Here is a 14,528-nt window from a genome sequence, read left to right on the forward strand (position 1 = left end):
GACCCGATGCCATCCGTGCGGGAACCCGCGCCCGCACCCCACCTTGTACCCGTAGCGGTCCGATCCGAACGGAATCCGGCTGCGGACAGTCCACGGCTCCTCACAATACGTGCTGCGGGGCGCTTACTTGGCCGGTTTGAAGGTAGCGAAGAAGGTCGCCAGGGCCTTGGTGTTGGAGTCGCTGGTCCACGCGTCGGCCGGGGTCGTGAACACTATGGCGTAGCCGTGGTGCGCGTCCGTCACGAATCCGCGGCTCAGGATGTGTACCTGTGTACCCCCCGAGTCCCGCTTGTACTCCCAGTCGGCCGCGTCGTACGAGCGGTAGTCCGCCTTGACGACGGCGATCTGCTGGTAGCCGGGAATCCCCGGGCCCTTGGTCTTGGAGTCGTGCTGCCACGCGCCGAGGGCGCTCGGGCCCGGCGAGTGCGTCACGTCCACCAGCAACTCGCGGCCGTCGGAGCCCCGGAACTTCGAGCCGCTGCCGTACCCGTTGTCCCCGACCCGCTTCCAGCCGTTGGGCAGGGCTATCGAGAAGCCCTCGGTGTCGTGGAAGGGGTAGAAGCCCGCCGGTGCGGACGTCGCCGGTGTCGTCGGCGCCGACGCCGAACCACTCGGCGTGGAAGGCGACTTGCCGTCGTCCGTACCGCCGCCCTTGCTGTCCTGCGAACCGCCGGAGGCCGACGCCGACGCCGACGCGGACGTGGAAGCCGACGTCTTGGCGCCGGGCTTGGCCGCCGATCCGTTCCCGCCGTCGCCGCCACCGGAGTTGGCCAGCGCTATGCCGATCACCGTGCCCAGCAGGGCGATCACGATGGCCGCGGCCACGATGACCATCGTGCGGCGCGGCACCACGTCGGTGAGCGACGCGCGCGGCGGTGCGGGCGGCGGGACGGGAGCGCCCGGCTCAGGGGCGGCGGCCGAAGCCGCGGGCTTCGCGGGCATCTTGGCCGCGGCGGCCTTGCGGACCGAGCGCAGCGCGTCGCGCAGCCGGGCCTGGTCTGCGGCGGCGGCGCGGGTGGCGGGCGGGGCGTCGGTCGGGGTGGGCTGGGGGTCCACCTTCAGCACGACGGTACGGGCGTCGGAGGTGGGCGGCGCGACCGGGCGTTCGGGGGCGTGCGCGACGGTGGACAGCAGGGCGTACGCGCCGTCGTGGTCGAGGCGTTGGGCCGGGTCCTTGACCAGCAGACCCTTGATCGCCTCGGCGAGCGGCCCGGCGTTGGTCATCGGCCCGACCGGCTCGGTCATCACGGCGGTCAGGGTGGCGATGGCCGACCCCTTGTCGTACGGCGGGCGGCCCTCGACCGAGGCGAACAGCAGCGCGCCGAGCGACCACAGGTCGGCGGGCGGGCCGGGCTTCTGGCCGCGCGCGCGTTCCGGCGAGATGTACGAGGGGGCGCCGACGAGCATGCCGGTGGAGGTGACGGACGGGTCGCCGTCGATCTGGGCGATGCCGAAGTCGCTGAGCACGACGCGTCCCGCGCCGCGGCCTTCGGGTTCAGAACCGCGGTCGGCGAGCAGGACGTTGGAGGGCTTCACGTCGCGGTGCAGGATGCCCGCGTTGTGGGCGGCCTTGAGGACGTCGAGTATGACGAGGCCGACCTCGGCGGCGCGCTTGGGCGTGAGCGGGCCGTCCTCACGGATCGCGTCGGACAGCGAGCGGCCCTCGACCAGCTCCATGACGATCCACGGCCGGTCGTCCTCCTTGACCACGTCGAAGACGGTGATCGCGCCGGTGTTGCGGATGCGCGCGGTGGCCTTGGCCTCGCGCAGCGTCCTGGTGACCAGCCGCTGTTTCTCGTCCTCGTCGACGTTGCCGGGGAACCGCAGTTCCTTGACGGCGACGGTACGGCCCAGCGTCTCGTCGACGGCGCGCCACACCGTGCCCATGCCGCCTTTGCCGAGGACTTCGCCGAGGCGGTACCGGTCGGCGAGCACGCGTCCGTCGGTACTTTCGACCTCGCTCATGGGATCCCTCTGCTGTCCTGGACGTGTTGACAGCCATCATCCCCGAACGGGGGACGCGGAAGCGAACCCGGCTTATGGGTTCGATAGCCGGAAACCGGCCACAGCGTTCGTGAACACCGGTCGGTAGGTGTCCCATTCGGCGTCGGGAGCCGACAGGTAGACCGCGTACTCACGACCACCCGGCTTGCCGAATCCGAGGTCGATCGCATGGAATTTGCGGACCGAGCCCTGGAAGGTGAACTCCCACAGCGCGGCGGGCATCCCCAACTGCATGGTGCGGATCATCCGTTCGCGGTGGTACTCGTCGACCTGTTCCTGGGTCTGCGGCTCCAGGGTCAGCCAGTGCTCGTACGGGTCGTCGCTGCCGAAGTCCAGCGAGCTGATCTTCAGGCCGATCTTGCCGGTCGGGTCGATGAAGTCGACCTCGTCGCCGTCCTTCTTGACCTGCCGTGTCCAGCCGTCGGGCACCGGGACCGCGTAACCGTGGTCGGTCTCCGTGACCAGGTGGTAGCCCTCGGGCAGCGCGGGGGGCGACGGGGTGGCGCTCGGTGTCGGGCTGGCCGAGGGCGTGTTGGTGGTCGGCGGTGTGCTGGCCGGAGTGGTGGGCCCCGGGCCCGCGTCCGTACCGGAGCCGCGGTTGTGGTTGACGGCGTACGCGGTGCCCGCGGCTACGAGGGCGAGGACGAGGACGCCCGCGATCCACAGTCCGGTACGGCGGCGCGGCCGGTCGGGGCGGTGCGCGCCGGAGTGCGGGCCGGTGTCGGGACCGGAACCGCCCGCGCCCGTACCGAAACCCGGGCCCGTACCGAGACCGGCGCCCGTTCCCTTACCGGTGCCCGTGGAGTACGACGGCGGGGGCCCGAAGGAGCCGGCGTACGGAGGGGAGTGCGCGCCGCCGGGGGGCGGGGCGCCGGGCACCTGGGTGACGGTGGCGGTCGGGCCCTCGCCCGTGGGGTAGGTGAACCGGTCGGTGTCTACCTGTCCGGTGTCCGGCTCGGCCAGCGGAATCCGCAGCATGCGCTCGGTCTCGTCCATGGACAGCCGCTCGCCCGGCTCCTTGGCGAGCAGCCCGGCGATCACCTGGGTCAGCGCGCCCGCGTTGGCGGCCGGCAGCACCGGCTCCTCGGCGATGGCGTACGCGGTCTCGATCGCGGTCGGCCGCCGGAAGGGCGACTCGCCCTGGACGGCCTGGTAGAGCGTGGCGCCCAGCGCCCACAGGTCGGACTCGGGGCCCGGCAGGGCGCCCCTGATCCGCTCGGGCGACAGGAAGTCGATGGAGCCGATGAGTTCGCCGGTCCGGGTGAGGGTGGAGGTGCCGGACGCCTGGGCGATGCCGAAGTCGGTGAGGACCACGCGCCCGCTGCCGTAGCCCTGTTCGGGGGAACCGCCCTCGACGGGCGCGCCGCCCTCGACGCCGAGCAGGACGTTGCCCGGCTTGACGTCGCGGTGCAGCACTCCGGCGCGGTGCGCGGCCCGCAGCGCGGCGACCATGCCGCGGCCGATCCTGGCGACTTCGGCGACCGGCAGCGGTCCGTGCTTCTTGAGCTGTTCGCCGAGCGTGACCGACGGGACGTACTCCATGACGATGGACGGCAGTCCCTCGTCGTCCACGACGTCGTGCACGACCACCACGTTGGGGTGGCTGATCCGGGCGGCGGCGCGCGCCTCGCGGCGGGTGCGTTCGAAGAGGGTGGCCAACTCGTCGTCGTGCATGTGCGGCTGGGGCGGGTGCAGTTTCTTCACCGCGACCTGCCGGCCGAGGAGTTCGTCCTCGGCCCGCCACACGGTGCCCATGCCGCCCCGGCCGATGCGTTCGAGCAGCCGGTACCGGCCCGCGACCAACCGCCCCTCGTCGGCCTGTCCCGTCATCTCGCGCCCTTCCGCCCGCTCCCCCGACGCGCGCCGCGTCTCCCCCGAGACGCACCGTGCCTAGAGGGGAACGATATCGGGCGCGCCAAGCCTGGCCGCATCCGCGGTCAGATCATCGGGTTGCAATTGCGACTCGCGTTCGGCCTCAACACGCTTCTCGTAATAGGCAACTTCCTTATCGATCTGGTCCTTGTCCCAGCCCAGGACGGGTGCCATCAACTCGGCGGCCTCGCGGGCGCTGCGGGTGCCGCGGTCGAAGGTCTCGATCGAGATCCGGGTCCTGCGGGCCAGCACGTCGTCCAGGTGGCGGGCGCTCTCGTACATCGCCGCGTAGACGATCTCGGCCCGCAGGTAGTCGTCGGCCGAGGTCAGCGGGGCGCCCAGCGACGGGTCCTCGGCGATCAGCGCGAGCACCTCCTCGGCGAGCGAGCCGTACCGGTTGAGCAGGTGCTCCACCCGGGCGACGTGCAGTCCGGTGCGGGCGGCGGTGCGGGCGCGGGCGTTCCACAGCGCGTGGTAGCCCTCGGCGCCGACCAGCGGCACATCCTCCGTGCAGCACTCGGCCACCCGGTGGTCCAGGCCGTGCACGGCCTCGTCGACCGCGTCCTTGGCCATCACGCGGTACGTCGTGTACTTGCCGCCCGCGACCACCACGAGTCCCGGCACCGGGTGCGCCACGGTGTGCTCGCGCGAGAGCTTGCTGGTGGCGTCCGACTCCCCGGCCAGCAGCGGACGCAGGCCCGCGTAGACGCCCTGGACGTCGTCCCTGGTCAGCGGGGTGGACAGCACCGAGTTGACGTGTTCGAGCAGGTAGTCGATGTCGGCGCTGGACGCCGCCGGGTGGGCCTTGTCCAGGTCCCAGTCGGTGTCGGTGGTGCCGATGATCCAGTGCCTGCCCCAGGGGATGACGAACAGCACGCTCTTCTCGGTCCGCAGGATGAGCCCGGTGGTGGAGTGGATCCGGTCCTTGGGGACCACCAGGTGGATGCCCTTGGACGCGCGGACGTGGAACTGGCCGCGCTCGCCGATCAGCGCCTGCGTGTCGTCGGTCCACACCCCGGTGGCGTTGACGATCTGCTTGGCGCGGATCTCGTACTCGCCGCCCTGCTCGCCGTCCTGCACCCGCGCGCCGACGACGCGCTCGCCCTCGCGGAGGAAGCCGATCACCCGCGCCTGGTTGGCGACCTGCGCGCCGTAGGAGGCGGCGGTACGCACCAGGGTGGTGACGAAGCGCGCGTCGTCGACCTGCGCGTCGTAGTACTGGAGCGCCCCGACCAGCGCGTCCTTGCGCAGCGCGGGCGCCACCTGGAGGGCGTGCTTACGGGTGAGGTGGCGGTGCACGGGCAGGCCGCGGCCGTGCGCGGAGGAGACCGACATGGTGTCGTACAGCGCGACGCCGGAGCCCGCGTAGAGCCGTTCCCACGCCTTGTGCTGCAACGGGTAGAGGAACGGGACCGGCCGCACCAGGTGCGGGGCGAGGCGTTCCAGCAGCAGACCGCGCTCCTTGAGTGCCTCGCGGACCAGCGCGAAGTCCAGCATCTCCAGGTAGCGCAGGCCGCCGTGGATCAGCTTGCTCGACCGGCTGGAGGTGCCGGACGCCCAGTCGCGGGCCTCGACCAGGCCGGTGGACAGGCCACGGGTGACGGCGTCCAGCGCCGTTCCCGCGCCGACCACCCCACCGCCCACGACCAGCAGGTCCAGCTCGTGCTCGGCCATCCGGGCCAGTGCCCCGGCCCGCTCGGCGGGGCCCAGTGTTGACGTACGCATCCGTGTGCCTCCCATGGTGGCGGCGCTCTCGCGTGCCGCCGCGGTGGATAGCCCTCCACTCGATAGTGACCGCCACCGGCGCGGGCGGCCACCCTTGACCCGCCGTCGAGGGGGGTGCCGACGGCGCGGACCGGGTGCGGCCGGGGGGTGCCGGGTGCCGCCGGGGGGTGCCGGGTGCCGCCGGGGGGTGCCGGGTGCCCGTAACCCGGATGACTGCACGGCGCGCCGTGCGGTCATATCAGTCATTTATCTGGTTAGCCTGATTTAAAGCCATCCGTGGAGCCATCCGTGGAGTCCCCGTGGTGGTCGCAAGGGAGAGGACTGAACCGCATGCCCGCAGACCTCGCAGTGCTCGGACTCGGCCGCACCGGACTTCCCCTCGCCCAGGCGGCGACCGCCGCGGGCGTCGGCGTCATCGGCTACGAACCCGACCCGGCCGCCGCGGCCGACATCAACGCGGGCCGCGTACCGCCGGGCACGCTCGCCGCCGCCGACCTGCGCCGGATGCTCGCGGGCGGCTTCCGCGCGACCGCGGACCCGGCGGTGCTCGGCCGGGTGAGGACCGCCGTCATCTGCGCGCCCACCCCGCTCGGCGAGGACCGCGCCCTGGACCTGACGGCGGTGTCCGCCGCCGCCCGCGCACTCGCCGGGCACCTGCGCCCGCACACCACCGTCGTCCTGGAGTCGGCGGTCTACCCCGGCACCACCGAGGGGTTCCTGCGCCCGCTGCTGGAGGCCGACGGGCTGCGCGCGGGCCGGGACTTCCACCTCGCGTACTCCCCCAGCCGCCTCGACCCCGGCAACCGGGACTTCCACCTCGCCAACACCCCCAAGGTGATCGGCGGTTGCACCCCCGCCTGCACCGAGGCCGCCGCCGCCTTCTACGGCCGCTTCACCGAACGCATCGTGCGCGCCCGCGGCCCCCGCGAGGCCGAGGCCGTCAACCTGCTGGAGACCAACTACCGGCACGTCAACATCGCCTTCGCCAACGAGATGGCGGTCTTCTGCCACGACCTCGGCGTGGACCTGTGGGACGTGATCCGCTGCGCCGAGACCAAGCCGTTCGGCTTCCAGGCGTTCCGCCCGGGACCCGGCGTCGGCGGCCCGGCCGCCGCCCTCGACCCCAACGCCGTCCCGCTCTTCGCCGCCATGCCCGCCCAGGGCCAGGCCCGCATGCTCGGCCACCCGCTGCGGATGGTCGAACTCGCCCAGGAGGTCAACTCCCGTATGCCGCGCTACGTCGTCCAGCGCGCCGCCGCGCTGCTCAACGAGCACGGCAAGTCCCTGCGCGGCGCCCGCGTCCTGCTCCTCGGCGTCACCTACAAGGCCGACCTGGCCTCCCAGGAGGGCGCCCCTGCCCGCGAGATCGGCACCCGGCTCATCGAACTCGGCGCGCAGCTCTGCTACCACGACCCCTACGTACCGCAGTGGCGTGTTCTCGACCGTCCGGTGCCGCGCGCCGACTCCCTGTGGGAGGCCGCCTCCGAGGCCGATCTGACGGTGCTGCTCCAGCACCACCGCACGTACGACCTCCAGGGCCTGGCGGTCAAGGCGCAACTCCTGCTGGACACACGGGGGGCGACGCCCGCGGGCGCGGCGGCGCGGCTGTAACGGCCCGCCGCGGCGGGGTTCCCGATCCGCGTGCAGTGGTCATGTAACGACCAGAAGAACAACTTGTCCGATTGTCACCCCCTGCTGCTAGATTTCGGCGTCAATCTTCGAACGCCGTATCCCGGGGGACCCCATGAGCGCCGACTACCCGCCGCCGCAGCAGCCGCAGCAGCCCAGTGGCCAGAATCCGTACGGTCCGCCGCCGGGCGCCGCATACGGCTACCCGCAGCAGCCGCAGGCCCCGTACGGCCAGCAGCCCCAGGCGCCCTACGGCCAGCCCAACGGCCAGCAGCCCCAGCAGCAGTGGGGCGCGCCGCCCGCGCCCGGCGCCTTCAACCCGGCCGCGTACCCGCCCCCGGCGCCGGTCGTCCGCCGCGACAACCCCGGACTGGGCTTCCTGGTCGGCCTGCTGGCCGCGATCGTCGCCGCGCTCGCGTACGGCGGCATCCTGCGCGCGCTGTCCAGCGACGACGGCAGCACCCACGAATTCCGGCTGATGGCGATCGGCGTCGGCGCGCTCGTGGGCTTCGCCGCGGGCAAGGCGGGCGGACGCAACCCGGCCCTGCCGTTCGTGGCCGTGCTGCTCGCGCTGTTCGCGGTCGTCTTCGGCGAACTCTTCGGCGGCGCCCTCGTGATCAGCCACTACATATCGAGCCAGGGCGGCTCGATGCCGGTCACCGACATCTTCTTCCACCACTTCGGCGACCTGCTCGACTCGTGGAAGAAGGACTTCAGCTTCATGCGCTTCCTCTTCCTCGCCTTCGCCGCCTTCATCTCCTTCGGCGTCGCGAAGCACGCGGGCGACAACTGACGCGACGAGGGGCCGTACCGCGCCGGCGGTACGGCCCCTCGTGCGTTCTGCGGCGTGTGCGGTCTACCGGTGGTGGGTCGGGGAGACCGTCACCTCGACGCGCTGGAACTCCTTCAGGTCCGAGTAGCCGGTGGTGGCCATCGAGCGGCGCAGGGCGCCGAAGAAGTTCATCGAGCCGTCGGGCGCGTGGGACGGGCCGAGCAGGATCTGCTCGGTGGTGCCCGCGGTGCCGAGGTTCATCCGCTTGCCGCGCGGCAGTTCGGTGTTGACCGCCTCCATGCCCCAGTGGAAACCGCGGCCCGGCGCGTCGGTGGCGCGGGCCAGCGGGGAGCCCATCATCACCGCGTCCGCGCCGCACGCGACCGCCTTGGGCAGGTCACCGCTGGCGCCGAAGCCGCCGTCCGCGATGACGTGCACGTACCGGCCGCCGGACTCGTCCATGTAGTCCCTGCGGGCGGCGGCGACATCGGCCACCGCGGTCGCCATCGGCACCTGGATGCCCAGCACATTGCGCGTGGTGTGCGCGGCGCCGCCGCCGAAGCCGACGAGGACGCCCGCGGCGCCGGTCCGCATCAGGTGCAGCGCCGCCGTGTACGTGGCGCAGCCGCCGACGATCACCGGCACGTCGAGTTCGTAGATGAACTGCTTGAGGTTCAGCGGCTCGTGCGAGCCGGAGACGTGCTCGGCGGAGACCGTGGTGCCGCGGATCACGAACAGGTCGACGCCCGCGTCCACGACCGCCTTCGAGAACTGCGCGGTTCGCTGCGGCGACAGCGCGGCGGCCGTCACGACGCCCGCGTCCCGCACCTCCTTGATCCGCTGCCCGATCAGCTCCTCGCGGATCGGCGCCGCGTAGATCTCCTGGAGGCGGGCCGTCGCCCGGGTGTCGTCCAGCTCCGAGATCTCCGCGAGCAGCGGCTCCGGGTCGTCGTACCGGGTCCACAGCCCTTCGAGGTTGAGCACCCCGAGGCCGCCGAGGTTCCCGATCCTGATCGCCGTCTCCGGCGACACCACCGAGTCCATGGGCGCCGCGAGGAACGGCAGCTCGAAGCGGTACGCGTCGATCTGCCACGCGATCGAGACGTCTTTCCCGTCCCGGGTGCGGCGGCTCGGGACGACGGCGATGTCGTCGAACGAGTATGCCCTGCGGCCTCGCTTGCCCCGGCCGATCTCGATCTCTGTCACGTCCTGCGCCTTTCTTTTGGCCTGCGGCCCCTAAGTATCCCCGTTCGGCCCACGGGCGGCCTGAGCCCCGTAGGGGCGCGGGGAACTGCGCGGCCCGCCCCCACCGGCCGGTGGTCGGGACACCACCGAATTGCCCCTCTGGGGCCGGTGGTGACCTGCGGGAGCGTCGTGGCTGAGCGCGCAGTTCCCCGCGCCCCTGAAAAACTGGCCCTGCGCAAGCGCAGCGTCAGCCGTGGTAGTTGGGGGCCTCGACGGTCATCTGGATGTCGTGGGGGTGGGACTCCTTGAGTCCGGCGGCGGTGATGCGGACGAACCGCCCCTTGGACTCCATCTCGGAGACGGCGGCGGCGCCGACGTAGCCCATGGTCTGCCGGAGACCGCCGATGAGCTGGTGGAGAACGGCGGACAGCGGTCCGCGGTACGGCACCTGGCCCTCGATCCCCTCGGGCACGAGCTTGTCGTCGGAGGAGACCTCGGCCTGGAAGTAGCGGTCCTTGGAGTAGGAGCGGCCCTGGCCGCGGGACTGCATGGCGCCGAGCGACCCCATGCCCCGGTAGGACTTGAACTGCTTGCCGTTGATGAAGAGAAGCTCCCCGGGGGACTCCTCGCACCCGGCGAGCAGGCTGCCGAGCATGACACTGCTGGCGCCCGCGGCGAGCGCCTTGCCGATGTCGCCGCTGTACTGGAGGCCGCCGTCGCCGATGACCGGCACCCCGGCCTCGATGCACGCCTGCGCGGCCTCGTAGATCGCGGTGACCTGCGGGACGCCGATGCCCGCGACGACGCGGGTGGTGCAGATGGAGCCGGGTCCGACGCCGACCTTGACACCGTCGACACCGGCGTCGATGAGGGCGCGGGCACCGTCACGGGTGGCGATGTTGCCGCCGACGACGTCGACCCCGCCGACACCGGACTTGATCTTCGCCATCCAGTTCAGCGCGTTGCTGTTGTGGCCGTGCGAGGTGTCCACGACGAGGAAGTCGACGCCCGCGCCGACCAGCGCCTGGGCGCGGTCCAGCGCCTCGGGGCTGGCGCCGACGGCGGCGCCGACCAGCAGCCGGCCCTCGGAGTCCTTGGCCGCGTTCGGGTACTGCTCGGCCTTGACGAAGTCCTTGACGGTGATGAGCCCGCTGAGCCTGCCGTCGGCGTCGACCAGCGGCAGCTTCTCGATCTTGTGGCGGCGCAGCAGCGCCATCGCGTCGACCCCGGAGATCCCGACCTGGCCGGTGACCAGCGGCATCGGCGTCATGACCTCGCGGACCTGGCGCGAGCGGTCGCTCTCGAAGGCCATATCGCGGTTGGTGACGATGCCGAGCAGCCGACCGGACGCGTCGGTGACGGGCACGCCGCTGATCCGGAACTTCGCGCAGAGCGCGTCCGCGTCGGCGAGCGTCGCGTCGGGCCTGACGGTGATCGGGTCGGTGACCATGCCGGACTCGGACCGCTTCACGAGGTCGACCTGGTTGACCTGGTCCTCGATCGACAGATTGCGGTGCAGCACGCCGACGCCGCCCTGGCGGGCCATCGCGATGGCCATCCGGGCCTCGGTGACCTTGTCCATGGCGGCGGACAGCAGCGGGATGTTCACCCGGACGTTGCGGGAGATGAGGGAGGAGGTGTCCACCTGGTTGGGCAGCACCTCTGACGCCCCAGGAAGCAGCAGCACATCGTCATAGGTCAGCCCGAGTGTGGCGAACTTCTCAGCTACTCCGTCGGCGTTCAGCGTCATGACACCTTCCCGAATGGTCTTGCCCGGCGAGTTGTTCAATGGTAGTGGCTTCGCCGCTATTCCCATGACGCTCTCCGCCGGACCCGGCGTCCGTTCGCTGCGTTTCCCGCGTGTCCCGCGTGTCCTACGCCGAGAGACCCGGCGCGTCCCCGGCGGCGGGCGCCCCCGCCGTCTGTTCCGCGATGGCCCGCAACCGGCTGAGCGCGCGGTGCTGCGCCACCCGTACGGCCCCCGGCGACATGCCGAGCATCTGGCCGGTCTCCTCGGCGCTCAGCCCGACGGCGACCCGCAGCAGCACCAACTCGCGCAGGTGGTCGGGGAGATTGTCGAGCAGCTTCTTGGCCCAGGCGGCGTCGCTGTTGAGCAGCGCGCGCTCCTCGGGACCGAGGGAGTCGTCCGGCTTCTCCGGCATCTCGTCGGACGGTACGGCGGTGCTGCCGGGACCGCGCATGGCGGCCCGTTGCAGATCGGCGACCTTGTGGGCGGCGATGGAGACCACGAAAGCCTCGAACGGCCGCCCCAGGTCGCGGTAGCGGGGCAGGGCGCACAGCACCGCGAGACAGACCTCTTGGGCGAGGTCGTCGACGAAGTGCCGGGCGTCGCCCGGAAGACGGGAAAGTTTGATGCGGCAGTACCGCTCGGCGAGCGGGTGGACATGCGCGAGCAGGTCGTGTGTCGCCCGCTCGTCGCCGTCGACTGCGCGCCGGACAAGGGCACCGATGGCCGGAGTGTCGTCGTCGCGCATCCACCCATGGTGCCTCGCCGCGGCACGATCCGCGTCATCGCGGCCGTACTTCTGCACCGAAGCGTTATGAGCGGCCGAACCCGACGCTGTCATCTCCGCCATGTGAGGCCCCCGCCGATCCCCGAGGAAGTCCATACGTCAAGCATGCGTCCTCCCCCGGGAAACCGAGGACTTGTGGGCGACTTCGCCGGAACGGCCGCCCTCTCGGGCGTACGACACGACGGTTCAGCGGACCAGGCCCCAGCGGAAGCCGAGCGCCACGGCGTGGGCCCGGTCGGACGCGCCGAGCTTCTTGAACAGCCGCCTGGCGTGCGTCTTCACGGTGTCCTCGGAGAGGAACAGCTCGCGGCCGATCTCGGCGTTGGAGCGGCCGTGGCTCATGCCTTCGAGCACCTGGATCTCGCGGGCGGTGAGGGTGGGCGCGGCGCCCATCTCGGCCGAGCGCAGCCGCCGCGGGGCGAGCCGCCAGGTGGGGTCGGCGAGCGCCTGCGTCACGGTCGCCCGCAGTTCGGCGCGCGAGGCGTCCTTGTGCAGGTAGCCGCGGGCGCCGGCGGCGACGGCGAGCGCCACGCCGTCCAGGTCCTCGGCGACCGTGAGCATGATGATCCGGGCGCCGGGGTCGGCGGACAGCAGCCGCCGTACGGTCTCGACGCCGCCGAGGCCGGGCATGCGGACGTCCATCAGGATCAGGTCCGACCGGTCGGCACCCCAGCGGCGGAGGACTTCCTCGCCGTTGGCCGCGGTGGTTACGCGCTCGACACCGGGCACGGTGGCCACCGCGCGGCGCAGGGCCTCTCGGGCGAGCGGGGAGTCGTCGCAGACGAGGACGGAAGTCATGACCGCCCTCCGCAGCTGAACCGCGTCACGTTGTGCCTCCAGGCTGTACGAATGTTCACCGTTGAGGCTGACGGCCTCGGGCACCTGCCCGATTCACTTGTCCGCCAACCGCTTCCGCCAGACTCAACGACCCTCACCCGAAAGAGTTACGAAGTTTGCCGACGGTCATCGGCACTCTACGTGATCATGCGCGCACGGATCGTCCAGGCCGCAGGTCAGACGGGTGAGAGAGCCGGTATTTCGGAGGCGGAACGATTCCTCTAGGGCCGAGCGGCCCTGTCCGGATGCTGCCGAACGGGTGTTATGCCAGATTTTTCACTGTTTGGACGCTCTTTCGCGCCTTGTGGGCTATTCGCCACTAGATTGGCGATGAGTCATATTTACATCTACTACGACAGTAGATGTACGGTCGAGACGCTGGCTTTTCAGGAATTCCCATCGCCTCCCAGACCGACACACACCCTCCGAGGGGATAAGCAATGGCAGACTTCTCCCGCCTTCCCGGCCCCAACGCCGACCTCTGGGACTGGCAGCTCGTGGCCGCCTGCCGAGGCGTCGACAGCTCGCTCTTCTTCCACCCCGAGGGCGAGCGCGGCGCCGCCCGGAGCGCGCGCGAGACCTCCGCCAAGGAGGTGTGCATGCGCTGTCCCGTACGGGCGGAATGCGCCACCCACGCCCTCGCCGTCCGCGAGCCCTACGGGGTCTGGGGCGGACTCACCGAGGACGAGCGCGAGGCGATGATGGGCCGCTCGCGCTCGCGGATGCCCTCGGCGGACGCCGAAGCGGCCCGCTCCGAGCGCGAGCCGTCCGACGCCCGCGACGACCGCGACCCCCACGACGACCGCGACGCGGCCGACACCCGTGACCCGTACGACCTGCACGACACGTCCGACGCCCGCGACCCGTACGACCTGCACGACACGTCCCACGTGTGAGCGCGCTTCCGCGAGACGCCAGCAGAATCGTTCCTGCGCTTCCCGCGCTTCCTGTGCTTCCCGCGCTTCCTGACGGGCGACCGGTGCCCTGAGGTCAGCGGGCCGCCGCCTGCGCGAGGCGGCCGAGCATCATGTCCACCGCCGGGACGTTCGCCAGATCGGGCAGCGTGAGGGCCACCACCTCGCGCTGCACGGCCGGACGCACCTCCACCACGGCGACGCCCTTGGGGCGTACGGACTCCAGCGCCAGCTCCGGCAGCACCGCGACCCCGAGACCGGCCGCCACCAGGCCGACCACCGCCGGGTAGTCGTCGGTCGCGAAGTCGATCCGCGGGGTGAACCCGGCCCGCTCGCACACCTCCACGAGGTGGCGGCGGCAGCGCGCGCACCCCGCGATCCACTGCTCCTGCTCCAGTTCCGCGATGTCCACCGGGCGCCCGTCGACGGCGAGCGCGTGCCCCTCCGGCACCACACCGACCAGCCGGTCGGTGAGCAGCGGCCGCACGACGAGGTCGTCCCACGACTCCTCGGCCGGGGTCGGCAGATCCACGTAGCGGAACGCCAGCGTGATGTCGCAGTCGCCCGCGCGCAGCATCTCCACCGAGCGCGGCGGCTCGGCCTCCTCCAGCGACACCTTCGTGCCCGGGTACTGCGCGCGCATCGCCGCGACCGCGCCCGGCACCAGCGTGGAACTGCCCGAGGGGAACGAGGTGAGGCGTACGCGTCCGGCCCGCAGCCCCGCGATCGCCGCGACCTCCTCCTCGGCCGCCGTCAGCCCGGCCAGGATGCCGACGGCGTGCCTGACCAGGACGTCGCCCGCCTCCGTCAGCCGCGTCTCGCGGGCGCCGCGGACCAGCAGCGGGGTGCCCGCGGAGTGCTCCAGCGCCTTCATCTGCTGGCTGACGGCGGGCTGGGTGCAGCCCAGTTCGCGGGCCGCCGCGGAGAACGAACCGGTGCGGGCGACGGCCCGCAGCACCCGGAGATGACGTGCCTCGATCATCCGCCCACCATAAGCGGAACTTAGGGATACCCGACAGATATCGGTAATGGACTTTGAGGCGGGCCCGCGCCACG

General features: G+C 71.7%; 10 protein-coding genes and 1 pseudogene. 3 read left to right on the plus strand and 8 right to left on the minus strand.

Features of this window, described 5'->3' with window-relative positions; genetic code table 11:
* Positions 1 to 123: 123 nt before the first annotated feature.
* The 3 genes from BGM09_RS14520 to BGM09_RS14530 all read right to left on the minus strand — a co-directional run bounded on the left by BGM09_RS14520 (position 124) and on the right by BGM09_RS14530 (position 5,601).
* The gene (locus tag BGM09_RS14520) at positions 124 to 1,965 is read right to left on the minus strand and encodes a serine/threonine-protein kinase (protein ID WP_188281979.1); all 1,842 of its coding nucleotides are present in this window, start codon (positions 1,963 to 1,965) and stop codon (positions 124 to 126) included.
* Between the two features lie 72 nt (positions 1,966 to 2,037).
* Positions 2,038 to 3,834: a serine/threonine-protein kinase gene (locus tag BGM09_RS14525; RefSeq protein ID WP_188281980.1), complete on the minus strand. Its 1,797-nt coding sequence runs from the start codon at positions 3,832 to 3,834 to the stop codon at positions 2,038 to 2,040.
* A 60-nt stretch (positions 3,835 to 3,894) separates the two neighbouring features.
* The gene (locus BGM09_RS14530; RefSeq protein WP_188281981.1) at positions 3,895 to 5,601 is read right to left on the minus strand and encodes a glycerol-3-phosphate dehydrogenase/oxidase; all 1,707 of its coding nucleotides are present in this window, start codon (positions 5,599 to 5,601) and stop codon (positions 3,895 to 3,897) included.
* 330 nt (positions 5,602 to 5,931) lie between these two features.
* Between BGM09_RS14530 and BGM09_RS14535 the strand changes: the two genes are divergently transcribed.
* On the plus strand, positions 5,932 to 7,212 hold the full coding sequence (locus BGM09_RS14535; protein WP_188281982.1) for a nucleotide sugar dehydrogenase: 1,281 nt from the start codon (positions 5,932 to 5,934) through the stop codon (positions 7,210 to 7,212).
* Between the two features lie 133 nt (positions 7,213 to 7,345).
* On the plus strand, positions 7,346 to 8,023 hold the full coding sequence (locus BGM09_RS14540; protein WP_188281983.1) for a hypothetical protein: 678 nt from the start codon (positions 7,346 to 7,348) through the stop codon (positions 8,021 to 8,023).
* Between the two features lie 63 nt (positions 8,024 to 8,086).
* Here BGM09_RS14540 and BGM09_RS14545 read toward each other — a convergent pair whose 3' ends face one another.
* The 4 genes from BGM09_RS14545 to BGM09_RS14560 all read right to left on the minus strand — a co-directional run bounded on the left by BGM09_RS14545 (position 8,087) and on the right by BGM09_RS14560 (position 12,519).
* Positions 8,087 to 9,208, minus strand: a complete 1,122-nt coding sequence (locus tag BGM09_RS14545) for a GuaB3 family IMP dehydrogenase-related protein (RefSeq protein WP_188281984.1) — start codon at positions 9,206 to 9,208, stop codon at positions 8,087 to 8,089.
* 226 nt (positions 9,209 to 9,434) lie between these two features.
* Positions 9,435 to 10,937 (minus strand): IMP dehydrogenase, encoded by a 1,503-nt coding sequence (gene guaB, locus BGM09_RS14550; RefSeq protein WP_188281985.1) that lies wholly within the window; start codon positions 10,935 to 10,937, stop codon positions 9,435 to 9,437.
* Between the two features lie 124 nt (positions 10,938 to 11,061).
* Positions 11,062 to 11,682, minus strand: a complete 621-nt coding sequence (locus tag BGM09_RS14555; protein ID WP_317452699.1) for a sigma-70 family RNA polymerase sigma factor — start codon at positions 11,680 to 11,682, stop codon at positions 11,062 to 11,064.
* Between the two features lie 225 nt (positions 11,683 to 11,907).
* Positions 11,908 to 12,519: a response regulator transcription factor gene (locus BGM09_RS14560; protein WP_003948568.1), complete on the minus strand. Its 612-nt coding sequence runs from the start codon at positions 12,517 to 12,519 to the stop codon at positions 11,908 to 11,910.
* Positions 12,520 to 12,998: 479 nt separating this feature from the next.
* Here BGM09_RS14560 and BGM09_RS14565 point away from each other — a divergent pair.
* Positions 12,999 to 13,307: pseudogene (locus BGM09_RS14565) on the plus strand (WhiB family transcriptional regulator); the annotation flags it as partial.
* Between the two features lie 241 nt (positions 13,308 to 13,548).
* Here the strand turns inward: BGM09_RS14565 and BGM09_RS14570 are convergent.
* Positions 13,549 to 14,454, minus strand: a complete 906-nt coding sequence (locus BGM09_RS14570; protein WP_188281987.1) for a LysR family transcriptional regulator — start codon at positions 14,452 to 14,454, stop codon at positions 13,549 to 13,551.
* Positions 14,455 to 14,528 lie beyond the last annotated feature (74 nt).

This window comes from Streptomyces sp. CBMA29 (genome assembly GCF_014596445.1).
GTDB lineage: Bacteria > Actinomycetota > Actinomycetes > Streptomycetales > Streptomycetaceae > Actinacidiphila.

Coding starts and splice junctions, on each gene's coding strand:
- BGM09_RS14520 (WP_188281979.1), bottom strand. CDS start 1,965: ATGAGCGAGGTCGAAAGTACCGACGGACGCGTGCTCGCCGACCGGTAC.
- BGM09_RS14525 (WP_188281980.1), bottom strand. CDS start 3,834: ATGACGGGACAGGCCGACGAGGGGCGGTTGGTCGCGGGCCGGTACCGG.
- BGM09_RS14530 (WP_188281981.1), bottom strand. CDS start 5,601: ATGCGTACGTCAACACTGGGCCCCGCCGAGCGGGCCGGGGCACTGGCC.
- BGM09_RS14535 (WP_188281982.1), top strand. CDS start 5,932: ATGCCCGCAGACCTCGCAGTGCTCGGACTCGGCCGCACCGGACTTCCC.
- BGM09_RS14540 (WP_188281983.1), top strand. CDS start 7,346: ATGAGCGCCGACTACCCGCCGCCGCAGCAGCCGCAGCAGCCCAGTGGC.
- guaB (WP_188281985.1), bottom strand. CDS start 10,937: ATGACGCTGAACGCCGACGGAGTAGCTGAGAAGTTCGCCACACTCGGG.
- BGM09_RS14555 (WP_317452699.1), bottom strand. CDS start 11,682: ATGCGCGACGACGACACTCCGGCCATCGGTGCCCTTGTCCGGCGCGCA.
- BGM09_RS14560 (WP_003948568.1), bottom strand. CDS start 12,519: ATGACTTCCGTCCTCGTCTGCGACGACTCCCCGCTCGCCCGAGAGGCC.
- BGM09_RS14570 (WP_188281987.1), bottom strand. CDS start 14,454: ATGATCGAGGCACGTCATCTCCGGGTGCTGCGGGCCGTCGCCCGCACC.